General features: G+C 56.7%; 24 protein-coding genes. All 24 read right to left on the reverse strand.

Annotated elements, in window-relative coordinates:
• Positions 1 to 15: 15 nt before the first annotated feature.
• The 24 genes from ACSFE6_RS02705 to rpmH all read right to left on the reverse strand — a co-directional run bounded on the left by ACSFE6_RS02705 (position 16) and on the right by rpmH (position 24,133).
• The gene (locus ACSFE6_RS02705; protein WP_435426147.1) at positions 16 to 2,046 is read right to left on the reverse strand and encodes a pyridoxamine 5'-phosphate oxidase family protein; all 2,031 of its coding nucleotides are present in this window, start codon (positions 2,044 to 2,046) and stop codon (positions 16 to 18) included.
• Between the two features lie 68 nt (positions 2,047 to 2,114).
• Positions 2,115 to 2,741, reverse strand: coding sequence for a glutathione S-transferase family protein (locus tag ACSFE6_RS02710; RefSeq protein WP_435426148.1), 627 nt, complete (start codon positions 2,739 to 2,741; stop codon positions 2,115 to 2,117).
• 130 nt (positions 2,742 to 2,871) lie between these two features.
• Positions 2,872 to 3,774 carry a LysR family transcriptional regulator gene (locus ACSFE6_RS02715; RefSeq protein ID WP_435426149.1) on the reverse strand — a complete coding sequence of 301 codons (903 nt, stop codon included), beginning with the start codon at positions 3,772 to 3,774 and terminating at the stop codon, positions 2,872 to 2,874.
• A gap of 76 nt (positions 3,775 to 3,850) precedes the next feature.
• Positions 3,851 to 5,683 (reverse strand): glutamine--fructose-6-phosphate transaminase (isomerizing), encoded by a 1,833-nt coding sequence (glmS, locus tag ACSFE6_RS02720; protein WP_435426150.1) that lies wholly within the window; start codon positions 5,681 to 5,683, stop codon positions 3,851 to 3,853.
• 1 nt (position 5,684) lies between these two features.
• Entirely contained in the window at positions 5,685 to 6,461 is a 777-nt protein-coding gene (locus ACSFE6_RS02725) for a DeoR/GlpR family DNA-binding transcription regulator (protein ID WP_435426151.1), read from the reverse strand.
• 216 nt (positions 6,462 to 6,677) lie between these two features.
• Positions 6,678 to 8,045, reverse strand: coding sequence for a bifunctional UDP-N-acetylglucosamine diphosphorylase/glucosamine-1-phosphate N-acetyltransferase GlmU (gene glmU, locus ACSFE6_RS02730; RefSeq protein ID WP_435426152.1), 1,368 nt, complete (start codon positions 8,043 to 8,045; stop codon positions 6,678 to 6,680).
• Between the two features lie 113 nt (positions 8,046 to 8,158).
• Positions 8,159 to 8,584, reverse strand: a complete 426-nt coding sequence (locus tag ACSFE6_RS02735) for a F0F1 ATP synthase subunit epsilon (RefSeq protein ID WP_110965655.1) — start codon at positions 8,582 to 8,584, stop codon at positions 8,159 to 8,161.
• Positions 8,585 to 8,629: 45 nt separating this feature from the next.
• On the reverse strand, positions 8,630 to 10,006 hold the full coding sequence (gene atpD / locus ACSFE6_RS02740; RefSeq protein WP_435426153.1) for a F0F1 ATP synthase subunit beta: 1,377 nt from the start codon (positions 10,004 to 10,006) through the stop codon (positions 8,630 to 8,632).
• A gap of 27 nt (positions 10,007 to 10,033) precedes the next feature.
• Positions 10,034 to 10,894: a F0F1 ATP synthase subunit gamma gene (atpG, locus tag ACSFE6_RS02745; protein ID WP_435426154.1), complete on the reverse strand. Its 861-nt coding sequence runs from the start codon at positions 10,892 to 10,894 to the stop codon at positions 10,034 to 10,036.
• A gap of 50 nt (positions 10,895 to 10,944) precedes the next feature.
• Entirely contained in the window at positions 10,945 to 12,489 is a 1,545-nt protein-coding gene (gene atpA / locus ACSFE6_RS02750; RefSeq protein WP_435426155.1) for a F0F1 ATP synthase subunit alpha, read from the reverse strand.
• 21 nt (positions 12,490 to 12,510) lie between these two features.
• Complete coding sequence (locus tag ACSFE6_RS02755) at positions 12,511 to 13,047, reverse strand: F0F1 ATP synthase subunit delta (RefSeq protein WP_085716114.1); 537 nt, start codon at positions 13,045 to 13,047, stop codon at positions 12,511 to 12,513.
• Positions 13,048 to 13,059: 12 nt separating this feature from the next.
• Positions 13,060 to 13,530: a F0F1 ATP synthase subunit B gene (locus tag ACSFE6_RS02760; RefSeq protein WP_090326939.1), complete on the reverse strand. Its 471-nt coding sequence runs from the start codon at positions 13,528 to 13,530 to the stop codon at positions 13,060 to 13,062.
• 58 nt (positions 13,531 to 13,588) lie between these two features.
• A complete protein-coding gene (gene atpE, locus ACSFE6_RS02765) occupies positions 13,589 to 13,846 on the reverse strand; it encodes a F0F1 ATP synthase subunit C (protein WP_003097235.1) in 258 nt (85 codons plus the stop codon).
• 134 nt (positions 13,847 to 13,980) lie between these two features.
• Positions 13,981 to 14,850, reverse strand: coding sequence for a F0F1 ATP synthase subunit A (gene atpB, locus ACSFE6_RS02770; RefSeq protein WP_435426156.1), 870 nt, complete (start codon positions 14,848 to 14,850; stop codon positions 13,981 to 13,983).
• A gap of 16 nt (positions 14,851 to 14,866) precedes the next feature.
• Entirely contained in the window at positions 14,867 to 15,274 is a 408-nt protein-coding gene (locus tag ACSFE6_RS02775; protein WP_435426157.1) for a F0F1 ATP synthase subunit I, read from the reverse strand.
• A 148-nt stretch (positions 15,275 to 15,422) separates the two neighbouring features.
• Entirely contained in the window at positions 15,423 to 16,295 is an 873-nt protein-coding gene (locus tag ACSFE6_RS02780) for a ParB/RepB/Spo0J family partition protein (protein WP_435426158.1), read from the reverse strand.
• Positions 16,296 to 16,304: 9 nt separating this feature from the next.
• The gene (locus ACSFE6_RS02785) at positions 16,305 to 17,102 is read right to left on the reverse strand and encodes a ParA family protein (RefSeq protein ID WP_060540279.1); all 798 of its coding nucleotides are present in this window, start codon (positions 17,100 to 17,102) and stop codon (positions 16,305 to 16,307) included.
• Positions 17,103 to 17,120: 18 nt separating this feature from the next.
• Complete coding sequence (gene rsmG / locus ACSFE6_RS02790) at positions 17,121 to 17,765, reverse strand: 16S rRNA (guanine(527)-N(7))-methyltransferase RsmG (RefSeq protein WP_435426159.1); 645 nt, start codon at positions 17,763 to 17,765, stop codon at positions 17,121 to 17,123.
• Complete coding sequence (gene mnmG / locus ACSFE6_RS02795; protein ID WP_435426160.1) at positions 17,762 to 19,660, reverse strand: tRNA uridine-5-carboxymethylaminomethyl(34) synthesis enzyme MnmG; 1,899 nt, start codon at positions 19,658 to 19,660, stop codon at positions 17,762 to 17,764. Before mnmG ends, rsmG begins: the two co-directional genes overlap by 4 nt.
• A gap of 550 nt (positions 19,661 to 20,210) precedes the next feature.
• Positions 20,211 to 21,581 (reverse strand): tRNA uridine-5-carboxymethylaminomethyl(34) synthesis GTPase MnmE, encoded by a 1,371-nt coding sequence (gene mnmE / locus ACSFE6_RS02800; RefSeq protein ID WP_435426161.1) that lies wholly within the window; start codon positions 21,579 to 21,581, stop codon positions 20,211 to 20,213.
• Positions 21,582 to 21,660: 79 nt separating this feature from the next.
• On the reverse strand, positions 21,661 to 23,340 hold the full coding sequence (gene yidC / locus ACSFE6_RS02805; RefSeq protein WP_435426162.1) for a membrane protein insertase YidC: 1,680 nt from the start codon (positions 23,338 to 23,340) through the stop codon (positions 21,661 to 21,663).
• Positions 23,341 to 23,342: 2 nt separating this feature from the next.
• The gene (gene yidD, locus ACSFE6_RS02810) at positions 23,343 to 23,588 is read right to left on the reverse strand and encodes a membrane protein insertion efficiency factor YidD (RefSeq protein WP_010207715.1); all 246 of its coding nucleotides are present in this window, start codon (positions 23,586 to 23,588) and stop codon (positions 23,343 to 23,345) included.
• Entirely contained in the window at positions 23,581 to 23,982 is a 402-nt protein-coding gene (gene rnpA, locus ACSFE6_RS02815) for a ribonuclease P protein component (RefSeq protein ID WP_435426202.1), read from the reverse strand. Before rnpA ends, yidD begins: the two co-directional genes overlap by 8 nt.
• Before the next feature lie 16 nt (positions 23,983 to 23,998).
• Positions 23,999 to 24,133: a 50S ribosomal protein L34 gene (gene rpmH / locus ACSFE6_RS02820; RefSeq protein ID WP_003213577.1), complete on the reverse strand. Its 135-nt coding sequence runs from the start codon at positions 24,131 to 24,133 to the stop codon at positions 23,999 to 24,001.
• Positions 24,134 to 24,137 lie beyond the last annotated feature (4 nt).

Genomic DNA, 24,137 nt, shown 5'->3' on the forward strand with positions numbered 1-24,137 from the left:
CAGCTCGGTGCATTTTCAGAGATCCAGGACCAAAGGCTGCGCGCTCTGAGCCGGAACGGCACAGCAAATCAGCACGTGCCCTTCATCCGGTATCTCCGCTGGCGGTTGTGGATAATTCACCTGGCCGCTGATAAGGCGCGTCTTGCAGGTTCCGCAGGAGCCGCCACGGCAACTGAATTCCGGATGCAAGCCACGGCTTTCCGCGAGTTCCAGCAAACTCCCGCCGTCAGGTTGCCAGCGGGCCTCCTTTGCCGAACGCTCGAACACCACCGGCACCGAAGTCGTCGCGGCGGGCGGTTGCTCGATGACCACCGCATCGGGGTCCAAGCGCCGACGCAACGTTGATGGGCCAAAGGTTTCGGCGTGAATTCGCACATCGCGAATATCCAGTTCCCGCAGACTGTCGTACAACCCCTGGGTAAAACTGCCCGGACCGCAGAGGACAAAATCCACCTGATCGTAATCTTCGGCCTCAATCAGGTCTTTGAGTACGGCGACGTCTATCCGCCCGCTCAAATCGAAATCTTCACCCTCCTGCGCCTCGGGTTCCGGTTGGCTGAGCAGGCGTACCACCCGGACCGCGTCACCGGCATCATCAAGCAAGCGATTCAGTTCGGGGCGAAATACCTGATCTGCCAAGCTGCGCGAACTCTGCAAGAACAAGGTTGGCCGAATACGGCGCGTGCGCAGTCCCTGATAAACCACCTCGCGAAGCATGGACAACAGCGGCGTAATGCCAACACCGGCAGCCAGCAGCACCAAGGGGCGACGCTCGTGGGGCGCCACGGTGAAGTGCCCTTGAGGGGCACGCGCTTCCAAAAGATCGCCAACACTAACCTGCTCATGCAAGTGTGAAGATACTCGTCCGTCGCGCTTCACGCTGATACGGAAAAAGTCGTCGGACGGAGCGCTCGACAGGCTGTACGTGCGGATATGTACCTCTCCGTCGATGTTGAATCGCAGCGGTAAATGCTGCCCGGCCTGAAACAATGGCAACCCGGCGCCATCGGCAGGCTCAAGATAAATCGAACGGATGTTGTGGCTTTCCGCTTCGATGCGCACCACACGCAATGGCCGCCACCGATCACCCAGAGCCTGTGCTTGCAGACGGGCCTTGGCTTGCGCCCAGGTGCCAGTCAGCAAACTGGTAGGTGAAACGCCATCAAATCGCCAACGCAGCGCAAGCGCAGCAGGACGACGCACGACGTGTTCCACGTGGAACATCCATAGGCGTTCAGCACCTTGAAACGCCTCGACTTCCGGACCTTCGAGAATGATTTCGGTATGACCGCTCAGTTGCAGCAGATCACCCGAATTGAAATCGATAAACAACAAACCGGCCCGAGGATTAACCAGCAGGTTGCCCAGCGTGTTGAAAAAAAGATTGCCGGCGAAATCCGGAATGGTCAGGCGATTGCCTTCCACTTGAACGAATCCGGCCTGTCCTCCGCGATGGGAAACATCCACAGAGCGCTCGCCATCGACATCCACGTAACTGGCGACAAAGAAGGTGTCTGCCTCGGCAATCACGGCTTTGGCTGCGTCATCCAATTCGTTGAGGTGTTGGGCGATACGTGTGGCCGGGTCCGCCAACGGCACCGTACGGAACTGACGCAATTGAATGTACTGCGGGCAATTGCCGAACGACTGTTGCACCGTCACCCCAAAGCCGCTGGCCGATACACCGCCCACTCGCCCATTGATCCGGTTGCGCCGGCGGGTGTGCAGTTCAATCCCCAGCAAACCAACAGCCGCACCCTCGTTCAGTTGCGCGGGATCGTCCGCCGCAGGCAGGCTGCTGAAGTGCAACAGCCCCGGTTCAGGCGAATGGGCAAAGCCCGGCTCGCCTTCCAGCACACTGGCCCACGGAAGACCGTCGCCATCGACCGCGCCGTATAGCATGAACGGCAATTGCTCGTAGAAGGTTCGGTGCTGATCCGGCATCTCGCTGCGAATCACCCGACGACCCAGCGTCTCCATGCGCTCAACAACGCCTACATGTGCCTGCAACTGTTTCTCGCCGGCATGCCACGGTGAACGGTCCATTACGGCTTCTCCCCTGCACCCACGGCGCAGCGTGAAAGGCCCGAAAAAGTCGGGCCACAAGACAAGCATCAGGCAGTTTTTTGCAGTCCGGCGACAGTGCGCGGCATGCCGACAAAACCGGGCAAGGCTTCGACCCGTGCCAACCAGGCGCGGATGTTGGCGTAGTCGTCCAGCGAGACATTACCTTCCGGTGCATGGGCGATGTAACTGTAGCCGGCCACGTCGGCAATCGTCGGTTCATTTCCGGCCAGGTAAGGCGTATTGGCCAATTCGTGATCAATGACTTTGAGCACGGTATGGGCGTAAGCAATCACTTCTTCAGCGTCATAAGGTGCTCCAAACACGGTGATCAGTCGGGCGCGCGCCGGCCCAAAGGCGATAGGACCCGCAGCAGCGGACAACCAGCGTTGCACTTTTGCCGCTCCGACCGGATCGGCAGGCAGCCAGCGACCGTTGCCGTATTTCTGCGCCAGGTAAACCAGGATAGCGTTGGAATCCGCCAGTACCACACCTTGATCATCCAGCACGGGTACCTGGCCAAAGGCATTGAGCGCCAGATACTCTGGTTTTTTGTGCTCCCCCTTGGCCAGGTCGACGAAAATCAGCTCGGTCGGCAGGTTCAACAGCGAGAGCATCAGTTCCACACGGTGAGCGTGGCCGGAACGTGGGAAGTTGTAGAGCTTGATGGCTTGCATGGTCGACTCCGCGGGTGAGTGGTGCTGTCCGGGATAGATCAGCACCGATGGCAGCCATCTTCTACCACTCACAAAAACAACAGAATAACCAGCAAACGCAATCCATTATTTCATCCAGTGAAATAAAGCACTAATCCTGCAAGGCTGGATGCTCCCTGAGCGCCTTCACCGTAAAGTCGACAAAACTGCGAACCCGCGCTGGGGCCTTGCGCCCACCTTGATAGACCACATGGATAGGCAGTGGCGGCATCTCGAAATCCGCCAGGATGATTTCCAGCTCTCCGGCCGCCACTTTGCTCGCGACCTGGTAAGACAGAACCCGTGTAAAGCCCAAACCGAGGGACGCTGCAGTAATGGCTGCCTGGTTCGCTGTCACCACAAGTCGCGCATCAGCCCGGACACTGAGAGGCTCACCGCCCTCCAGGAATGGCCAACTCTTTAATTGCCCGATCGCGGACGTCGCAATAATCGGCGACTGAGCCAAATCCTGGGGGTGTGTTGGCCGACCATGGCTTGCCAGAAACTGCGGCGATGCCACAATCACTCGTCGCACTTCCCCCACCCGGATTGCATGTTGATTGCTGTCGGGCAACTCACCGATGCGCACCGCTACATCAACGCCCTCCTCGACCACACTGACCACTCGGTCCACCAACAGTGCATTGATCGTCACGTCCGGGAATTGCGTGAGGAAATTCACCATCAGCGGAGTGACGAACAACTCACCAAATAACACCGGCGCGGTGATCGTCAGTTGCCCACGGGGTTGGGCATGGCTTCCCGCCGCCGAATCCTCGGCTTCCTGCACCTCGGCGAGAATTCTCCGACAGTCTTCAAGGAACCGCAGACCCGCCTCGCTCAAATGCACACTGCGCGTGGTACGCGTCAGCAAATGCGTACCGATGCGTTTCTCCAGCGCTGCCACCGCCCGGGTAACGCTAGCCGCCGACATGCCCATGCGCCGCGCCGCCGCGGAAAAACCCTGCTCCTGGGCGACGGCAGCGAAGACCTGCATTTCCTGGAAGCGGTCCATGAGCGTGTCCTCGATTCAGATAAAAAAATCGCAGCCATTGGCTGCGATTTTCAAGGTTGGATCAGCTGTGGATAACTTATTCCACAGTCACCGACTTCGCCAGATTGCGTGGCTGATCAACGTCGGTGCCTTTCAGCACGGCGACGTAGTACGACAGCAACTGCAGCGGGATGGTGTAGAGGATAGGCGACAGGATGTCGTGGATGTGCGGCATGTGCACAACGTGCGTGCCTTCGCCGTTGGTCATGCCGGCCTTCTCGTCAGCGAAGACGATCAGCTCACCACCACGGGCGCGGACTTCCTGAAGGTTGGACTTCAGTTTCTCCAGCAGCTCGTTGTTAGGCGCAACGGTGACGACTGGCATGTCGTTATCCACAAGCGCTAATGGACCATGTTTCAGTTCGCCGGCCGGGTAGGCTTCGGCGTGAATATAGGAGATTTCCTTGAGCTTGAGCGCCCCTTCCATCGCCACGGGGAACTGAGCACCACGGCCGAGGAACAGCGTGTGGTTCTTCTCGGCGAACAGCTCGGCGACTTTTTCCACAGTGCTGTCCATCGCCAGCGCTTCGCCCAGGCGAGTTGGCAAGCGACGCAATTCTTCGACCAACGTGGCTTCAACGCCCGCGGCCAAAGTACCGCGAACCTGACCTAGAGACAGGGTCAGCATCAGCAGACCGACCAGCTGGGTGGTGAACGCTTTGGTCGACGCTACACCGATTTCGCGACCGGCCTGGGTCAGCAGCGTCAGATCCGATTCACGCACCAACGAGCTGATACCAACGTTGCAGATCGCCAGGCTGGCGAGGAAACCCAACTCTTTGGCGTTACGCAGAGCAGCCAGGGTGTCGGCGGTTTCGCCAGACTGGGAGATGGTGACGAACAGGGTATCTGGTTGCACCACCACCTTGCGGTAGCGGAACTCGCTGGCAACTTCGACCTGGCACGGAATACCTGCCAACTCTTCGAGCCAATAACGCGCGACCATGCCGGCGTGGTAGCTGGTGCCGCAAGCGACGATCTGTACGTTGCGTACTTTGGCGAACAGTTCGGCCGCCTGTGGACCGAACGCCTGTACCAGCACCTGATTCTGGCTCAAGCGACCTTCAAGGGTGCGTTGCACCACGGACGGTTGCTCATGGATTTCCTTGAGCATGTAGTGGCGGAATTCACCTTTGTCGGCGGCTTCGGCACCGTCGCTGTATTGCACCATCTTGCGTTCAACCGCTTTGCCGGTCACGTCCCAGATTTGCACGCTGTGGCGACGAATCTCGGCGATATCGCCCTCTTCCAGATACATGAAACGGTCGGTGACCTGACGCAGGGCCAACTGGTCGGATGCAAGGAAGTTTTCCCCCAGGCCCAAACCGATAACCAGTGGGCTGCCGCTACGGGCAGCTACCAGGCGATCAGGCTGATTGGCACTGATGACTGCCAGGCCATATGCACCATGCAATTCCTTGACGGTTGCCTTGAGGGCTTCGGTCAGATCAGGCTGGTCCTTGAGTTTGTGGTTCAGCAGGTGAGCGATGACTTCGGTATCGGTGTCCGAGGTAAAGACGTAGCCCAGCGCCTTGAGTTGTTCACGCAGCGCTTCGTGGTTTTCGATGATGCCGTTGTGCACAACGGCCACACCTTCAGAGAAATGCGGGTGCGCGTTGCGCTCGCAAGGAGCACCGTGAGTGGCCCAACGAGTGTGGGCAATCCCCAGGCGCCCGCTCAGCGGCGATTGCGCAAGCGCTTGCTCCAGTTCGCTGACTTTGCCTGGACGACGTGCCCGATCAAGCTTTCCTTCATCGGTATAAACAGCAACACCCGCACTGTCATACCCACGGTATTCCAGACGCTTCAGGCCTTCGACCAGGATGGCGGTGATGTTACGTTCTGCGACTGCGCCAACAATTCCACACATGCTATTTCTCCTGACTGACAGCCGCGCAAATCAACGTGATGCCGCGGGCCTGAATCTGATCCCGTGCCTCTTGTGACAGGCGATCATCGGTAATAAGGGTATGGACACTGCTCCAAGGCAGTTCCAGGTTGGGAATCTTGCGGCCGATCTTGTCGGCCTCGACCATCACCACCACTTCGCGGGCGACTTCGGCCATGACCCGGCTCAAACCCAGCAGCTCGTTGAAGGTGGTGGTACCGCGTACCAGATCGATGCCGTCGGCACCGATGAACAACTGGTCAAAGTCGTAAGAGCGTAGTACCTGCTCGGCGACCTGCCCTTGAAAGGACTCGGAATGCGGATCCCAAGTACCGCCGGTCATCAGCAGCACCGGTTCGTGCTCAAGTTCGCTCAAGGCATTGGCGACATGCAGGGAATTGGTCATCACCACCAGCCCCGGTTGTTGACCGAGTTCCGGAATCATCGCCGCAGTGGTGCTGCCACTGTCGATGATGATGCGTGCATGTTCGCGAATCCGCGTCACAGCAGCACGGGCGATGGCTTGTTTGTATTTGGAGACAGGTTGACCAAGATCGGCCACCAGTTCTTGAGGCATGGTGATCGCACCGCCATAACGACGTAGCAGCAGACCATTGCTTTCAAGTGCGGCCAAGTCCTTGCGAATCGTAACTTCAGAAGTTTCGAAACGCTTGGCCAGTTCATCCACACTGACTTCACCCTGCTCGTTGAGCAAGGCCAGGATGTTATGGCGGCGCTGGGGCGTGTTGCGTTTCGACATGACTTAAAAGTTTCGTTTCGAAAGATAACGGAAGCAATCAAAACCTATCACTGAAACTTCGTCAAGCGCAAATAGATAAAAAGTGCTGTGGATAAAAGCATCACGGGCAAGACCGCTCTCCCAAGGTTTGTTGATAACCCTGTGGGAGCGGGCTTGCCCGCGAATACGATGGATCACCTGTGAGTAACTTCAGCCGATCATCGATATGTGGATAACTCAGCTCTTCTTGAGCTTCTCCGGCCGCTTCCAGCCATCGATGTTCTTCTGTCGAGCACGTCCAACGGCCAATTGCGCGTTATCCACATTCTGCGTAATGGTCGAACCGGCCGCGGTGGTTGCGCCAGAAGAGATATCCACAGGCGCCACCAGCGAGTTATTGGAACCGATGAAGACATCTTCACCCAGCACGGTTTTCCACTTGTTGGCGCCATCGTAGTTGCAGGTGATCGTACCGGCACCGATGTTGGTGCGCGCGCCAATTTCGGCATCGCCCAGGTAGGCCAGATGACCGGCTTTGGCGCCTTCGCCCAGGTGCGCGTTTTTCAGCTCGACGAAGTTACCCACATGCGCCTTTGCTTCCAGCACCGAACCTGGACGCAAACGCGCAAACGGACCGGCATCGCTGCCTTCACCCAGAATGGCGCCTTCAATATGGCTGTTCGCCTTGATCACCACACCCTTGCGCAGGGTGCTGTCCTTGATTACGCAGTTAGGACCGATCACGACATCGTCTTCGATGACAACCTTGCCCTCGAGGATCACGTTGATATCGATCAGCACATCACGGCCAACGGCCACTTCACCCCGTACGTCGAAACGTGCCGGGTCGCGCAAGGTCACGCCCTGCGCCATCAAACGGCGAGCGGCGCGCAACTGATAGTGACGCTCAAGCTCGGAAAGCTGCTTGCGGTCATTGGCGCCCTGCACTTCCATCGCATCGTGGGGCTGCTCGGTGGCCACCACCAGACCATCACTGACCGCCATGGCAATCACGTCGGTCAGGTAGTACTCGCCCTGGGCGTTGTTGTTGGAGAGACGGCTCATCCACCCGCCCAGACTTTCGAATGGCAACGCCAGAATGCCAGTGTTGCCTTCTGTGATCGCACGCTCTGCTTCATTGGCGTCTTTTTGCTCGACGATGGCAGTTACCTGGCCATCTGCATCACGAACGATACGGCCATAGCCGGTCGGGTCGTCCAGTTCGACAGTGAGCAGACCCAATTGCTTGGGAGCCACTTTCTTGAGTAGACGTTGCAGGGTTTCCACTTCAATCAGCGGCACGTCCCCGTACAGAATCAGCACCGTATCGGATTTGATAAAGGGCACGGCTTGAGCCACGGCATGGCCGGTGCCCAATTGTTTGTCCTGAAGGACGAAATTCAGGTCGTCAGCGGCCAGGCGTTCACGCACAGCGTCGGCACCATGGCCAATCACCACGTGGATGCGTTGTGGATCAAGTTGTCGGGCGCTGTGGATAACATGGCCAAGCATCGAGTTGCCGGCAATCGGATGCAAAACTTTCGGCAAGGCCGAACGCATGCGCGTGCCTTGGCCAGCAGCGAGGATAACGATTTCGAGAGACATGACTGGCTACCAATCCTGGGTGGTCAGCGGCTGCGACCAAAATGATGAACGTCGGAAAAGAAAAAAGGGTAGCCGAGGCTACCCTTTTTAATCAATCACACAACAAGCGCGCCTTAGTGGCCGAACTTCTTGCGGATCTGCTGGACGGTGCGCAGTTGAGCTGCAGCTTCGGCCAGACGTGCGGAAGCAGAACCGTAATCGAATTCTGCGCCCCGGTCATGCAACGCCTTCTCGGCAGCCTTAACGGCTTCCTGAGCGGAGGCTTCGTCCAGGTCGGCAGCACGTTGGACAGTGTCTGCAAGTACCTTGACCATGTTCGGCTGAACCTCGAGGAAACCACCGGAGATGTAATACACCTCCTCTTCCCCGCCCTGCTTGACCAGGCGGATCGGGCCTGGCTTCAGGTTAGTGATCAGCGGCGCGTGACCCAGAGCGATACCAAGATCACCCAGTGCACCGTGCGCAATCACCATCTCGACCAGACCGGAAAAGATTTCTCCTTCCGCGCTGACGATATCGCAATGGACTGTCATAGCCATCTGATTGCCTCACCCTAAATTAGCGCCCGTTTCCGGGCGCCGGGATTACAGTTTCTTGGCTTTCTCGATCGCTTCTTCGATGCCGCCGACCATGTAGAACGCTTGTTCTGGCAGGTGGTCGTAGTCACCGTTGAGGATGCCTTTGAAGCCAGCAATGGTGTCTTTCAGGGAAACGTATTTACCTGGGGAACCAGTGAAGACTTCAGCCACGAAGAACGGCTGCGACAAGAAACGCTGGATCTTACGAGCACGGTTTACCAACTGCTTGTCGGCTTCCGACAGCTCGTCCATACCCAGAATCGCGATGATGTCCTTCAGTTCTTTGTAACGTTGCAGCACGTACTGAACACCGCGAGCGGTTTCGTAGTGGTCGTTGCCGATCACGTTCGGGTCCAGCTGACGCGAAGTCGAATCCAGTGGGTCTACCGCTGGGTAGATACCCAGGGAAGCGATGTCACGGGACAGAACGACAGTGGCGTCCAAGTGGGCGAAGGTGGTCGCTGGCGACGGGTCAGTCAAGTCGTCCGCAGGTACGTATACGGCCTGGATCGACGTAATCGAACCTTGCTTGGTCGAAGTGATGCGCTCTTGCAGAACGCCCATCTCTTCAGCCAGGGTCGGCTGGTAACCTACTGCGGAAGGCATACGGCCCAGCAGTGCGGATACTTCGGTACCGGCCAGGGTGTAACGATAGATGTTGTCGACGAACAGCAGAACGTCGTTACCTTCGTCACGGAACTTCTCGGCCATGGTCAGGCCAGTCAGTGCTACGCGCAGACGGTTTCCCGGCGGCTCGTTCATCTGACCGTAAACCAGTGCCACTTTGTCCAGAACGTTGGAGTCCTTCATCTCGTGGTAGAAGTCGTTACCCTCACGAGTACGCTCACCCACACCGGCGAACACGGAATAACCGCTGTGCTCGATGGCGATGTTACGGATCAGTTCCATCATGTTTACGGTTTTGCCTACACCGGCACCACCGAACAGACCAACTTTACCGCCCTTGGCGAACGGGCAAACCAGGTCGATAACCTTGATGCCGGTTTCCAGCAGGTCGTTGCCGCCCGCTTGTTCGGCGAACGAAGGTGCAGGACGGTGAATGCCCCAGCGCTCTTCGGTGTCGATCGGGCCAGCTTCGTCAATCGGGTTACCCAGTACGTCCATGATCCGGCCCAGGGTCGCTTTACCGACCGGTACGGAGATGGCTGCGCCAGTGTTGTTGACATCCAGACCGCGCTTCAAGCCTTCGGTGGAACCCATCGCAATGGTACGAACTACGCCGTCGCCCAGTTGTTGCTGGACTTCCAGGGTAGTTTCCGCGCCTTGTACTTTCAGCGCGCTGTAGATGCTCGGTACGCTGTCGCGTGGAAATTCCACGTCGATAACGGCGCCGATGATTTGAACGATACGTCCGCTACTCATAGCTGGATCCTCTGAAAATTTGAACCGTTAAACCGCGGCAGCGCCGCCGACGATTTCCGAGATCTCTTGGGTGATCGCAGCCTGACGCGCCTTGTTGTAGACCAGCTGCAATTCGCTGATCAAATCACCGGCGTTGTCGGTAGCGTTCTTCATCGCGATCATCCGCGCAGCTTGTTCAGCCGCGTTGTTCTCGACCACCGCCTGGTACACCTGCGCCTCCACGTAACGCACCATCAGGCCGTCAAGCAGCTCTTTGGCGTCGGGTTCGTACAGATAGTCCCAGTGGTGCTTGAGATCCTGATCCGGGGTTGCCACCAGCGGAACCAATTGCTCCACGGTAGGCTGTTGCGTCATGGTGTTGATGAACTTGTTGGATACCACGGACAAACGGTCGATACGACCGTCCAGATAAGCATCCAGCATCACCTTGACGCTGCCGATCAGGTCATTGATCGACGGCTCTTCACCCAAGTGGCTGATAGCGGCGACGACGTTACCGCCGAAGTTGCGGAAGAAAGCCGCACCCTTGCTACCAATCACACACAGATCGATCTCGACACCGTTTTCGCGGTTTACCGCCATGTCCTTGACCAAAGCCTTGAACAGGTTGGTGTTCAAGCCACCACACAGACCACGGTCACTGCTCACAACGACATAACCGACACGCTTTACTTCACGGTCGATCATGAACGGGTGGCGATATTCCGGGTTAGCGTTGGCCAGATGGCCAATAACCTGGCGGATGCGCTCCGCATAAGGGCGGGTAGCAGACATGCGCATTTGTGCCCTGCGCATTTTGCTGACCGCCACTTTTTCCATGGCGCTGGTAATTTTTTGCGTGCTTTTGATGCTCGCAATCTTACTGCGAATCTCTTTTGCGCCTGCCATGTAACACCTATCAGGTTAGCAAGCGGGAGCCTTGCGGCTCCCGCTGCGGCTTACCAGGTTTGGGTGGCCTTGAACTTCTCGATACCGGCTTTCAGGCCAGCGTCGATTTCGTCATTGAAGTCACCCTTCACGTTGATCTTCGCCATCAATTCGGCGTGATCGCGGTTGAAGTAAGCAATCAGCGCTTGCTCGAAGCTGCCGACTTTGGCGATTTCGATGTCAGTCAGGAACCCACGCTCAGCGGCATACAGCGACAGCGACATGTCGGCGATCGACATTGGCGCATATTGCTTCTGCTTCATCAGCTCGGTAACGCGCTGACCATGCTCAAGTTGCTTACGGGTCGCTTCGTCCAGGTCAGAAGCAAACTGGGCGAATGCCGCCAGTTCACGGTACTGAGCCAGAGCGGTACGGATACCACCGGACAGCTTCTTGATGATCTTGGTCTGAGCGGCACCACCCACACGGGATACCGAAACACCGGCGTTCACTGCAGGACGGATGCCCGAGTTGAACATGGCCGATTCCAGGAAGATCTGACCGTCGGTGATGGAAATCACGTTGGTCGGAACGAACGCGGAAACGTCGCCAGCCTGGGTTTCGATGATCGGCAGTGCGGTCAGGGAACCGGTTTTGCCGGTCACTGCGCCGTTGGTGAACTTCTCTACGTACTCTTCCGAAACGCGGGATGCGCGCTCCAGCAGACGGGAGTGGAGATAGAACACGTCGCCTGGATAAGCTTCACGGCCTGGTGGACGGCGCAGCAGCAGGGAGATCTGGCGGTAAGCCACTGCTTGCTTGGACAGATCGTCATAAACGATCAGCGCGTCTTCACCGCGGTCACGGAAGAATTCGCCCATGGTGCAACCGGCGTACGGAGCCAGGTATTGCAGTGCAGGAGATTCCGAAGCACTGGCAGCCACGATGATCGTGTTTTTCAGTGCGCCGTTTTCTTCCAGCTTGCGAACCACGTTGGCGATGGTCGATTGTTTCTGACCGATGGCTACGTAGACGCAGAAAATGCCGCTGTCTTTCTGGTTGATGATCGCGTCGATCGCCAGAGCGGTTTTACCGATCTGACGGTCACCGATGATCAGCTCACGCTGGCCACGGCCGACAGGGATCATGGCATCGACGGCCTTGTAGCCAGTCTGTACAGGCTGGTCTACCGACTTACGCCAGATCACGCCTGGAGCAACTTTCTCGACCGCGTCGGTCTGAGTGTTGTTCAGCGGACCTTTGCCATCAACAGGGTTACCCAGTGCGTCGACTACACGACCCAGCAGTTCCTTACCAACCGGAACTTCCAGGATGCGGCCAGTGCACTTGGCGCTCATGCCTTCAGCCAGACCTTGGTATGCGCCCAGAATAACGGCACCTACGGAGTCTTGCTCCAGGTTGAGGGCCATACCGTAGACGCCGCCCGGAAACTCGATCATCTCGCCGGACATTACGTCGGCCAGACCGTGAATCCGCACGATACCGTCAGATACGCTGACGATAGTGCCTTCGTTACGGGCTTGGGAGGTCACATCGAGTTTTTCGATGCGGCCCTTGATAATTTCACTTATTTCGGAAGGATTGAGTTGCTGCATTGCTCTGCTGCCCCTTCAAACTCAAGATTTCAATGCTTCGGCCAGTTTCGCGATTTTTCCGCGAATCGAGCCATCGATAACCAGGTCGCCGGCGCGGATGACAACGCCCCCAATAAGGGAACTGTCTTCCTCGACTTGCAGGCGCACTTCCCGGTTGAGTCGTGCACTGAGAACCTTGGCGAGTTTGTCTTGCTGTTCTTGGTTCAATGCGAAAGCACTGGTCACTTCTACGTCTACCGATTTCTCTTGCTCGGCCTTGTACAGGTCGAACAGAGCGGCGATCTCCGGCAAAAGCAGGAGACGCTCGTTTTCAGCAACGACGTGAATGAAGTTCTGTGCCTTGGCATCAAACTTGTCGCCGCACACGTCAATGAACGTGGCGGCCTTTTCTGCGCTCGTCAGTCGCGGGGCCTTGAGCACGCGCTGCATGGTGTCGTCTTCCGACACCGCTGCTGCCAGGCCGAGCATGGCTGACCAATTGGCCAGTTGCTGGTGGGCCTGAGCGTGCTCGAAGGCCGCCTTAGCGTAAGGTCGGGCCAACGTGGTCAGTTCTGCCATGATCGCCCTCGCTTAGATTTCAGCAGCCAGTTGGTTAACCAGCTCTGCGTGCGCGTTTTGATCGATTGTGGCACCCAGGATCTTCGCGGCACCGCCAACGGCCAGGCTACCCACTTGGGCGCGCAGCGCGTCTTTGACGCTGTTCAGTTCCTGTTCGATCTCGGCCTGAGCCTGAGCCTTCACACGGTCAGCTTCGACGCGAGCCTGTTCACGGGCTTCGTCGACGATCTGAGAACCGCGCTTCTTGGCTTGCTCGATGATTTCAGCTGCCTGAGCTTTCGCTTCGCGCAGTTGTTGACCCGCTTTCTCTTGGGCCAACTCCAGGTCGCGAGCTGCTCGGCTGGCAGCGTCCAGTCCATCCGCGATCTTCTTTTGACGTTCGTGCAATGCCGTAATGACCGGAGGCCATACGAACTTCATGCAGAACAGTACAAAAATGAGGAACGCAACGGACTGGCCAATCAGGGTCGCATTAATGTTCACGCCAACACCTCGCAGTTACGTTGTCCATCACATCAAATTACTCGGAAGATCCGAGTAATTAGCCAGCGATCTGACCAACGAACGGGTTCGCAAAGGTGAAGAACAGAGCGATACCAACACCGATCATGGTTACGGCGTCGAGCAGACCGGCAACGATGAACATTTTAACTTGCAGCATTGGAACCATTTCTGGCTGACGCGCTGCGCCTTCCAGGAACTTGCCGCCCAGCAGGCCGAAACCAATTGCGGTACCCAGTGCGCCCAGGCCGATCAACAGTGCAACAGCGATAGCGGTTAGACCAACTACAGTTTCCATCTTTCCTCCCGACTTTTACGTCGTATGGTTTAGGTTTTTTTAATTTAAAGCGGTAAAACAAATCGTTTCAGAGTCCCCGAAAGGACTCCCCTCCCGTTTGACCGGGAGGGACATCAGACTAGTCGAGACTGGTCTTAATGGTTTTCTTCGTGCGCCATCGACAGGTAGACGATGGTCAGCATCATGAAGATGAACGCCTGCAGGGTGATGATCAGGATGTGGAACACTGCCCACGCCCACTGCAGAACAACGCCCAGGCCGCTGAGCCAGAGCAGACCGCTGCCGAACATCACAGCGATCAGAATGAACACCAGCTCACCGGCATACATGTTGCCGAAGAGACGCAGAGCCAGAGAGATTGGCTTGGCGATCAGGGTCACGAATTCCAGCAGGAAGTTCACCGGGATCAGCAGGATCTGAACGAAGATGTTCTTGCTGCCGAACGGGTGCAGGGTCAGCTCGCCGATGAAACCGCCGAGGCCCTTGACCTTGATGCTATAGAAAATGATCAGTGCGAAAACCGAGAACGCCATGCCCAGGGTCGCGTTCGGGTCGGTGGTCGACACGGCGCGGAACGGGATGTGATGGTCGCCGGAGATCAGGATGGCCAGCTGAGGAATCCAATCGACCGGTATCAGGTCGACGGCGTTCATCAGGAACACCCAGACGAAGATGGTCAGTGCCAACGGCGCAATCACCGGGCTACGGCCATGGAAGCTGTCTTTCACGCTGCCATCGACGAATTCGACCAATACTTCAACGAAGTTCTGCAAAGCACCTGGCTGACCGGAAGTCGCTTTCTTCGCCGCCATGCGGAAAAGGAAAACGAAGATCAGACCCAATGCGATCGACCAGCCGAGGGTATCGACGTGGAAAGCCCAGAAGCCCATTTCCTTGGCTTCTGCTGCGGTGTGGGCAAAGCCCCAGCCGCCGGTAGGGTGCTGACCGAAAGTCAGGTTCTGCAAGTGGTGCTGGATATAGCCCGAAGCGGTTGTTTCTGCCATGGTTGCCTCAAACGCCCTAAGGTCTCGAAAGTCTTGTTCTCATCAGCAGGGGAGCGAACCAGCTGACCGACTGAGTCAGCACGAAGGCACCGAATACAGCTATCGGCGCCAATGGCTTCACACCTGCAAACACCAGTGCAAACAGCACTGCCGTCAAAATCAGTTTCCCTGCCTCGCCGGCATAAAACGACCGGACGATGGACTGGGCTGCTCGGGCGCCGGAAAACCGAAATGCCTTATGAGCGAAATAAACATTGGGCAGCAAAGCTATCAGGCCTCCACAAAGACCTGAGTATCCGGCGACGACTCCGTACCATTTCCAAAGCGCCAAAGCGGCGATTAGCAAAACGATAAGTTGGGCCATCAACACCGGAAAAACTGCCAGGCGATGGAACGGCAAGCGGTTTGGCGTGCGGGTTTCCATCACTATTGCTCTCCAATGGTCGGCTGCCGAAATTCAATAACTTGGCATAATTTGTGCCGACAAAATGCGCGCAGAGTATAGGGGCGGTTCTGCCCCTATTCAACTGTCAGGTAGTGATTTCCGACTGCGCGCTACATGTGGAAATGTTTCAGCGGATATGTGCGAGCACGCCTTGAAGCTCATCCAGGGAGTTGTAACCAATCACCAACTGACCTTTTCCCTTTTTCCCGTGGCGAATCTGCACCGCAGAGCCTAGGCGCTCGGCCAGGCGCTGCTCCAACCGTGCGATATCCGGGTCAGGTTTTGCAGGTTCGACAGGCTCCGGTTTGCCACTCAACCACTGGCGAACCAGTGCTTCGGTTTGGCGCACGGTCAGCCCACGTGCGACAACATGTCGCGCCCCTTCGACCTGCTGATTATCAGGCAAACCGAGCAACGCACGAGCATGACCCATTTCCAGGTCACCGTGGGACAACATGGTCTTGATGACTTCGGGCAGGGAAATCAAACGCAATAGGTTGGCCACTGTTACGCGGGACTTACCCACAGCCTCGGCCACTTGTTGCTGAGTCAGCTGAAATTCCTGCTGCAGACGTTGCAAGGCCAACGCTTCTTCGATGGGATTCAGGTCTTCACGCTGGATGTTCTCGATCAGCGCCATCGCAATCGCGGTTTCATCAGGCACATCACGGACCATCGCCGGAATCGTTTCCTGACCGGCCTGCTGACTGGCCCGCCAGCGGCGTTCGCCGGCGATGATTTCGAAGCGACCGCCAGCAATCGGGCGAACCACGATCGGTTGCATGACGCCCTGGGCCTTGATCGACTGCGCCAGCTCTTCGAGCGCCTGAACATCCATATCGCGTCGTGGCTGGTACTTGCCACGCTGGAGCAGATCCAGCGGCAGATGTTGCAGTTCGCGCTGATCGGCTTGAACAGCTTGTTCTTCCAGTGCGCTGACAGTCGGACCACTCAGTAGTGCATCCAGTCCACGTCCGAGACCTCGTTTCTTAACGGCCATGGGGATTCCTTAAGTTGCCTGAGCAGCGGCGATTCGTGAGTTTTTGCGCTGACGACGAACCATTTCACCCGCCAGGGCCAGATAGGCAACGGCTCCACGGGATGCTTTGTCATACGCCAGTGCCGGCATGCCGTAGCTTGGCGCTTCAGCCAATCGAATGTTGCGCGGAATCACGGTGTCGTAGAGCTGGTCACCAAAGTGTTCCTTGAGCTGAGCCGACACATCGTTCATCAGGCTGAGGCGTGGATCGTACATTGTACGTAACAGCCCTTCGACCTTGAGATTCGGGTTCAGCAATTCGGCGATACGCTTGATGTTATCCACAAGGTCGCTCAATCCCTCGAGTGCAAAGTACTCGCACTGCATGGGAATGATCACCCCGTCCGCGGCAACCAAAGCGTTCAACGTCAGCATCGAAAGCGACGGCGGGCAATCGATCAAAATGTAATCGTAGTTTTCGCGGATCGGCGCCAACGCGCTGCGCAGACGGCTTTCCTTCATCTGCATTTCCAGCAAAACCACTTCGGCAGCGGTCAGATCGCGGTTGGCCGGTAACAGTTGGTAACCGCCGTGCTCGGAAAAGTGCATGGCCTGGGCCAGATCGCACTCGCCGATCAACAGGTCATAGACCGAGTTTTCGAGGCCGTGTTTATCCACACCGCTACCCATGGTGGCGTTGCCCTGTGGATCGAGATCGATCAACAACACCCGACGCTTGGTCGCGACGAGGGATGCTGCGAGGTTGATGCAGGTGGTGGTCTTGCCCACACCACCCTTTTGGTTCGCAATCGCGAATACCTTAGCCATTCTTGCTTGTGTTCCCAATCATGCCGTGCGGCGCAGTATCAGCAGATGGCGTTGGCCTTGGCAACCGGGTACGGCCAGGGCGTGTTCGCTATCGAGGTGGAAGTCAGTCGGCAATGCTACCAGCTCATCGGCGGGATGAACGCCCTTCATTGCCAGCCAGCGTGTATGGGTGTCACCGAGGTGGCGCGTCCAGTTCGTGAAATTTTCCATGCTGCTGAACGCACGGGAAATAATCCCGTTGAACGGCTGGGCAGGCTGTAAGGCTTCGACGCGACTGTGGATAACTTGAAGGTTATCCAGTTTGAGTTCGAGTTTGACCTGGGTCAGGAAGCGGGTTTTCTTTCCGTTGCTGTCCAGGCAGGTGACTTGAGACTCTGGAAACAGGATGGCCAGCGGAATACCCGGCATGCCCCCACCGCTGCCGACGTCCAGCCAGCGACCATTTTCGATGAACGACATCACACTCAGACTGTCGAGCAAATGGCGGGACACCATTTCATCCGGGTCGCGCACGGCGGTCAGGTTGTAGGCCTTGTTCCATTTGATCAACAGGGCCAGATAACCCAGCAGTTTTGCGTGCTGGGTTTCTGTCAGCGTAACACCGAGCTGGCGGGCGCCTGTGGATAACTCTTCGGCATGTTGCGAGGTGACCAACGAACTCAAGCGCTTTGCTCCAACTGACGGCCCGCGCCGCGTTTTTTCAAATGAATCATCAACAGCGAAATCGCTGCCGGCGTAACGCCCGGGATGCGCGACGCCTGGCCCAAAGTTTCCGGACGGGTCGCACCGAGTTTGCTCTGGATCTCTTTTGAGAGACCGGAAATGTTCGTGTAATCAATATCCACAGGTAGTTTCGTGTCCTCACTGGCGCGCAGCCGGGCAATTTCTTCCTGTTGACGATCGATGTAGCCCGCGTACTTGGTCTTGATTTCGACCTGTTCGGCGACCTGTGGGTCTTCCGCACCTTCACCGGTCACGGCGATCAAGCCAGCGTAGTCGATTTCCGGACGGCTCAAGAGGTTCAGCAAGTTGTATTCGTGAGTCAGCGGCGTGCCGAATTTTTCGGCAATCGCGTCGCCCTGCACGGTACCCGGACGAACCCAGGTACTTTTCAGGCGCTGTTCTTCCAGCGCGATATCTTCGCGTTTTTTGCAGAACGCAGCCCAGCGCACGTCATCCACCAGACCCAATTCGCGCCCTTTTTCGGTTAAACGCAGGTCCGCGTTGTCTTCACGCAAAATCAGGCGATATTCGGCGCGGGACGTGAACATCCGGTACGGCTCTTGGGTTCCGAGGGTAATCAGGTCGTCAACCAACACGCCGATGTACGCCTCGTCGCGGCGCGGACACCAGGCGTCTTTGCCTTGTGCACGTAAAGCGGCGTTGGTGCCGGCGAGCAAACCCTGGGCGCCGGCTTCTTCGTAACCGGTGGTGCCGTTGATTTGTCCGGCGAAGAACAGACCGCCAATGACTTTGGTTTCCAGGCTGTATTTCAGGTCTCGCGGATCGAAGTAGTCATATTCGATGGCATACCCCGGACGCACAATGTGTGCATTCTCCATACCGCGGATCGATTGCACGATCTGCAATTGCACATCGAACGGAAGCGATGTGGATATCCCGTTCGGATACAGCTCGTTTGTCGTCAGACCTTCCGGTTCGATGAAGACCTGGTGGCTTGCCTTGTCGGCAAAGCGATGGATCTTGTCTTCGATTGACGGGCAATAACGCGGGCCGATGCCTTCGATCTCACCAGCAGCGGAATACATCGGCGAACGGTCGAGGTTCGCCGCAATGATTTCGTGGGTGCGCGCATTCGTGTGGGTAATCCAGCAACTGACCTGCTGCGGATGTTGTTCCTTGTTGCCCATGAACGACATCACCGGGATCGGCGTATCGCCAGGTTGTTCGGTCATCGCCGAGAAATCCACAGATCGGCTGTCGATACGCGGCGGAGTACCGGTTTTCAAACGACCCACGCGCAATGGCAGTTCACGGAGACGGTGAGCCAGCGCGATCGATGGTGGATCACCGGCGCGGCCGCCGGAAAAATTCTGTAAACCGATGTGGATAAGTCCACCGAGGAAGGTACCTGTGGTCAAAACCACGGAGTCGGCGAGGAAGCGCAGACCCATTTGAGTGACCACACCACGCACCTGGTCCTGCTCAACGATCAGGTCATCTGCTGCCTGTTGAAATATCCACAGGTTCGGCTGGTTTTCCAGGATTTCGCGGACAGCTGCCTTGTACAGAACCCGATCGGCTTGAGCGCGGGTGGCGCGTACGGCAGGTCCTTTGCGGCTGTTCAATACGCGAAATTGAATACCACCTTTATCGGTGGCCATGGCCATCGCGCCGCCCAAGGCATCGATTTCCTTGACCAGGTGGCTTTTGCCAATCCCACCGATAGCGGGGTTGCAGCTCATGGCACCGAGGGTTTCCACGTTGTGCGTCAGCAACAGGGTTTTTACCCCCATACGTGCTGAGGCCAGTGCTGCCTCGGTACCGGCATGACCGCCGCCGATGACGATCACTTCAAAACGGGAAGGGAAATCCACCACGCACCTCGTGCCTGCTTAAGTAGGTAATTCAGGAATAGTTTGAGCTCAGGTTTTTGGACCTGGTCGACAAGTATAGGGACTTCGCCCTTCCTAAAGAACCCTTTGCACAAAATTTAACCAGCTGTGGAGAAGTCACGGTTATAGAAATTAAAAAAGAGAGAAATTTATTAAATCTTTGTTTTTATGTTTATTTCTAGTGAGCTGCCTTTCTGTGGATAGATTGATGCAGGCCTTTATTTTCCATATGTACAGAGATTCATAACCCTGTGTTCATGTGCCAATGAGCTCCTTGGATAACCGGTTTAAGCCTGTGGATGAATGGGGCTGTTATCCACAAGTGGGGTTATCTTCAGTTTTGAGACCCTGTTATCAACTGCCCTCAGTGGTAGTTATTCACAGAGCTTAATCCACAGAAACAGCCATGCGAGGGCAAAAATTGGACACGACGAATCCGCTCAGCCTGAGAGAATTCGTTCGACACGGAAGGTTTTTTTCGAAAGGAGAAAACAGACAGGCTCGAATGGCCTGTCTGTGGACAACGGTAGGACTATTTACCGATGCAGAAGCTGGAGAAGATCCGCCCCAGAAGGTCATCAGAGCTGAAAGCCCCGGTGATTTCCCCCAAGAATTGCTGAGCCTGACGTAGGTCCTCTGCCAGCAATTCGCCGGCACCGGCCAGGGTCAGTTGAGAACGACCGTGTTCCAGGGACACACTGGCATGGCGCAAGGCCTCGAGGTGGCGGCGGCGTGCGCTGAAGCTGCTTTCCGAAGTCTGTTCATAACCCATGCAGGCCTTGAGGTGATCGCGCAGTAACTCCAGACCTGCACCGGCAGACTTGGCACTCAGGCTAATGGTGACATGGCCATCGTCGCTGACATCCAGGGCAATCGCTTCACCCGTTAGATCAGCCTTGTTGCGGATCAGCGTGACTTTCGCCGGATCAGGACGGGTTTCAAGGAATTCTGGCCATAGGGCAAAGGGATCAAGCGCTTCAGGAGCGGTGGCATCAACAACCAACAGCACACGATCTGCTTCGCCGATGGCTTTCAACGCCCGCTCGACGCCGATTTTTTCCACATGATCATCGGTGTCGCGCAGACCAGCGGTATCGACCACATGCAGTGGCATGCCGTCGATGTGGATATGTTCGCGCAATACATCGCGGGTGGTACCGGCAATCTCGGTCACAATAGCCGCTTCACGACCGGCCAGAGCATTGAGCAAGCTGGATTTCCCGGCATTTGGCCGGCCGGCAATCACCACTGTCATGCCATCGCGCAGCAAGGCCCCTTGGCCTGCCTCACGCATGACGGTGGATAACTCTTCGCGGACTTTATCGAGCATGCTCAATACATGGCCATCGGCAAGAAAGTCGATTTCTTCCTCCGGGAAGTCGATTGCTGCTTCGACGTAAATCCGCAGGCCGATGAGTTGCTCGGTGAGATTATGCACACGTGACGAAAAGGCGCCCTGCAGCGAACGCAGTGCATTGCGCGCAGCCTGTGCAGAGCTGGCTTCGATCAAGTCGGCGATTGCTTCGGCCTGGGCCAGGTCCAGCTTGTCGTTGAGGAATGCACGCTCGCTGAATTCTCCCGGCCTGGCAAGACGACAACCCAGTTCAAGACAGCGTTTGAGCAACATATCCAGAACAATCGGGCCCCCATGTCCCTGTAACTCAAGTACGTCCTCGCCGGTGAAGGAGTTCGGCCCCGGAAAATACAGTGCAATGCCCTGATCGAGCACTTCGTCGTGTTCACCGAGAAACGGACCGTAGTGGGCAAATCGCGCCTTGAGTTCGCGGCCGCTGAAGGCTTTGGCGGCAACGCTGGCCAAAGGCCCGGAAATACGAACGATGCCTACGCCGCCACGACCCTGGGCGGTGGCGACGGCGGCGATGGTTTCACGAGGAGCGCTCATAAACCGGTATCCAGACAAAAGTGACAGATAGCAAAACGCCCCACTAGGGGGCGTTTTGAGTGGTTATCCACAGTGTAAATCAGGCAGTCGCTTTAGTTGCGGCTTCGATCTTACGGGTGATGTACCACTGTTGTGCGATCGACAGGCAGTTGTTCACTACCCAGTACAGCACCAGACCAGCCGGGAACCACAGGAAGAAGAAGGTGAAGATGATTGGCATCAGCTTCATCACCTTGGCCTGCATCGGATCCGGTGGCGTTGGGTTCAACTGCTGCTGGATGAACATGGTTGCACCCATGATGATCGGCAGAATGAAGAACGGATCCTTGATCGACAGGTCAGTAATCCACAGCATGAACGGCGCTTGGCGCATTTCAACGCTTTCCAGCAGAACCCAGTACAACGAAAGGAATACCGGCATCTGCACGAGGATTGGCAAGCAACCACCCAGCGGATTGATCTTTTCTTTCTTGTACAGCTCCATCATGGCCTGCGACATTTTCTGCCGGTCATCGCCATGTTGTTCTTTCAGCGCGGCCAGTTTCGGGGCCACTGCACGCATGCGAGCCATGGATTTGTAGCTGGCGGCCGACAATGGGAAGAAGATCCCTTTGATCAGCATGGTCAGGAAGATAATCGACCAGCCCCAGTTACCCACAATGGCGTGGATATGTTGCAGCAACCAGAAGATAGGTTGAGCGATGAACCACAGAATGCCGTAGTCGACAGTCAGTTCCAGACCTGGGGACAACTCTTTCAGCACGGCCTGGCTTTTCGGACCAGCATACAGAATGGCGCTGGTTTCAGCCTTGGCACCTGGCGCAACAGTCAGAGCAGGACCGGTGTAGCCGATGATGTAGTTGCCTTTGCTGTCTTTACGGGTCTGGACGACGTTGTTTTCGCCCTTCGCCGGAATCCAGGCGGTCACGAAGTAGTGTTGCAGCCAGGCTACCCAACCACCAGTGACGGTTTCTTTCAGAGCAGCCTTGTCCATATCTTTCATGGACACTTTCTTGTACGGCTCGGAACTTGTCCACAGGGCCGCGCCCAGGTAAGTCGCGGTGCCGGTGGCAGTGCTGGAAGACGGATCGGAACTGGCGTCACGCTTCAGTTGCGCGAACATCGCACCCGACCAGGGCTGGGCGCTCTGGTTGTCGATCAGGTAGGAAACAGTTACGTCATACAGACCGCGTTTCAAGGTGAAACGCTTGATGTAATTGACGCCGTCCTTGCTGAACTTCAGGTCCACGACCAATTGGTCCTGACCGTCAGCCAGTTGATAAACCTTCTTCTCCGAAGAGTAAACCGGACGACCGGCAGGACTTGCGTCCGGGCCATTGCTACCGATCAGGCCACTTTGAGCCAGGTAAGTGCGCTCGTTGCCATTGTCGAACAACTGGAATGGGATTTCCGGATGGTCTTGGCGACGTGGATACAGCGGCAGTTTCAGTTGGGCAACATCACCACCTTGTGGATCGATGGCCAGGTCGAGCACATCCGTTTTGATCTGGATGAGGTCGGTGCTTGCAGCTACCGGAGTTTCGGCAGGAGCACTGGTATCGTTTGCGGCGTGTGGAATGTCGTCACTGACGGACGCTTTATTGCCAGTTGCCGTATCCGGGAGACCCGGCGCGGTCGTACTGGAAGCAACATTCTGAGTCGGCAAGGCAGCCTGGCCATAGTCCTGGTTCCATTTAAGAACCATGACGTAGGACACGATTGCCAGGGCGACGATCAGGATCGTGCGTTTGATATCCATGATTACTCGGCCATCGAAGAAGAACGGGAGGTAGGGATAGGTGGAACCGGGTCATAACCACCGGGATTCCACGGATGACAGCGACCTAAACGACGAAAGGTCAGCCAGCCACCGCGCAGAAGGCCATGATTTTCGATGGCTTCCAACGCGTAGCAGGAACAACTGGGGTAGAAACGACAGTGACTGGCCATCAGGGGACTAATGGCATAGCGGTAAAACTGGATCGGAACGAGTGCCAGTTTACGCATCTGGACTGTCTACCCCTACAGTTTCGGTTTTGACCGCTGGTACCGGCGCGCTGCGTGCCAGACGTTTCCAGAGTTTGCCGAAATGCTGAATCAATTCGGGGTTTTCTACGTCACCCAAACCTTTGCGCGCGACGATAACGATGTCCCAACCGACCAGTAAATCCTGGTTCAGGCGAAACGATTCACGCATCAAACGTTTGAGTCTATTGCGCTCGACGGAGAGCTTTACGCTCTTTTTCCCGATAACCAGCCCGAGACGGGGGTGATCAAGATCGTTGTTGCGCGCAAGGAGCAGGAGATTTTTCCCCGGAACCTTGCCGGTAGGGGAGTCAAAGACCGCCTTGAAATGCCGGGGAGTAAGCAGACGCTTTTCCCGACTGAAGTCCTGACTCACCTCCAGTGCCGGATTATCAAACTGCCAGACGCGCACGACCTTTGGCGCGACGACGCGACAGGACGGCACGACCGTTCTTGGTAGCCATGCGAGCACGGAAACCGTGGGTACGAGCGCGTTTGATAGTGCTTGGTTGGAAAGTACGTTTCATGTCG

It is taken from the genome of Pseudomonas baetica (assembly GCF_051216495.1).
Taxonomy (GTDB): Bacteria; Pseudomonadota; Gammaproteobacteria; order Pseudomonadales; family Pseudomonadaceae; genus Aquipseudomonas; species Aquipseudomonas baetica_B.

Coding starts and splice junctions, on each gene's coding strand:
- atpB (WP_435426156.1), bottom strand. CDS start 14,850: ATGGCAGAAACAACCGCTTCGGGCTATATCCAGCACCACTTGCAGAAC.
- mnmE (WP_435426161.1), bottom strand. CDS start 21,581: ATGAGCGCTCCTCGTGAAACCATCGCCGCCGTCGCCACCGCCCAGGGT.
- ACSFE6_RS02780 (WP_435426158.1), bottom strand. CDS start 16,295: ATGGCCGTTAAGAAACGAGGTCTCGGACGTGGACTGGATGCACTACTG.
- atpD (WP_435426153.1), bottom strand. CDS start 10,006: ATGAGTAGCGGACGTATCGTTCAAATCATCGGCGCCGTTATCGACGTG.
- ACSFE6_RS02710 (WP_435426148.1), bottom strand. CDS start 2,741: ATGCAAGCCATCAAGCTCTACAACTTCCCACGTTCCGGCCACGCTCAC.
- ACSFE6_RS02715 (WP_435426149.1), bottom strand. CDS start 3,774: ATGGACCGCTTCCAGGAAATGCAGGTCTTCGCTGCCGTCGCCCAGGAG.
- ACSFE6_RS02775 (WP_435426157.1), bottom strand. CDS start 15,274: ATGGAAACCCGCACGCCAAACCGCTTGCCGTTCCATCGCCTGGCAGTT.
- ACSFE6_RS02785 (WP_060540279.1), bottom strand. CDS start 17,102: ATGGCTAAGGTATTCGCGATTGCGAACCAAAAGGGTGGTGTGGGCAAG.
- yidD (WP_010207715.1), bottom strand. CDS start 23,588: ATGCGTAAACTGGCACTCGTTCCGATCCAGTTTTACCGCTATGCCATT.
- atpA (WP_435426155.1), bottom strand. CDS start 12,489: ATGCAGCAACTCAATCCTTCCGAAATAAGTGAAATTATCAAGGGCCGC.
- yidC (WP_435426162.1), bottom strand. CDS start 23,340: ATGGATATCAAACGCACGATCCTGATCGTCGCCCTGGCAATCGTGTCC.
- atpG (WP_435426154.1), bottom strand. CDS start 10,894: ATGGCAGGCGCAAAAGAGATTCGCAGTAAGATTGCGAGCATCAAAAGC.
- ACSFE6_RS02725 (WP_435426151.1), bottom strand. CDS start 6,461: ATGTCGAAACGCAACACGCCCCAGCGCCGCCATAACATCCTGGCCTTG.
- ACSFE6_RS02735 (WP_110965655.1), bottom strand. CDS start 8,584: ATGGCTATGACAGTCCATTGCGATATCGTCAGCGCGGAAGGAGAAATC.
- ACSFE6_RS02755 (WP_085716114.1), bottom strand. CDS start 13,047: ATGGCAGAACTGACCACGTTGGCCCGACCTTACGCTAAGGCGGCCTTC.
- glmU (WP_435426152.1), bottom strand. CDS start 8,045: ATGTCTCTCGAAATCGTTATCCTCGCTGCTGGCCAAGGCACGCGCATG.
- rpmH (WP_003213577.1), bottom strand. CDS start 24,133: ATGAAACGTACTTTCCAACCAAGCACTATCAAACGCGCTCGTACCCAC.
- ACSFE6_RS02705 (WP_435426147.1), bottom strand. CDS start 2,046: ATGGACCGTTCACCGTGGCATGCCGGCGAGAAACAGTTGCAGGCACAT.
- atpE (WP_003097235.1), bottom strand. CDS start 13,846: ATGGAAACTGTAGTTGGTCTAACCGCTATCGCTGTTGCACTGTTGATC.
- glmS (WP_435426150.1), bottom strand. CDS start 5,683: ATGTGTGGAATTGTTGGCGCAGTCGCAGAACGTAACATCACCGCCATC.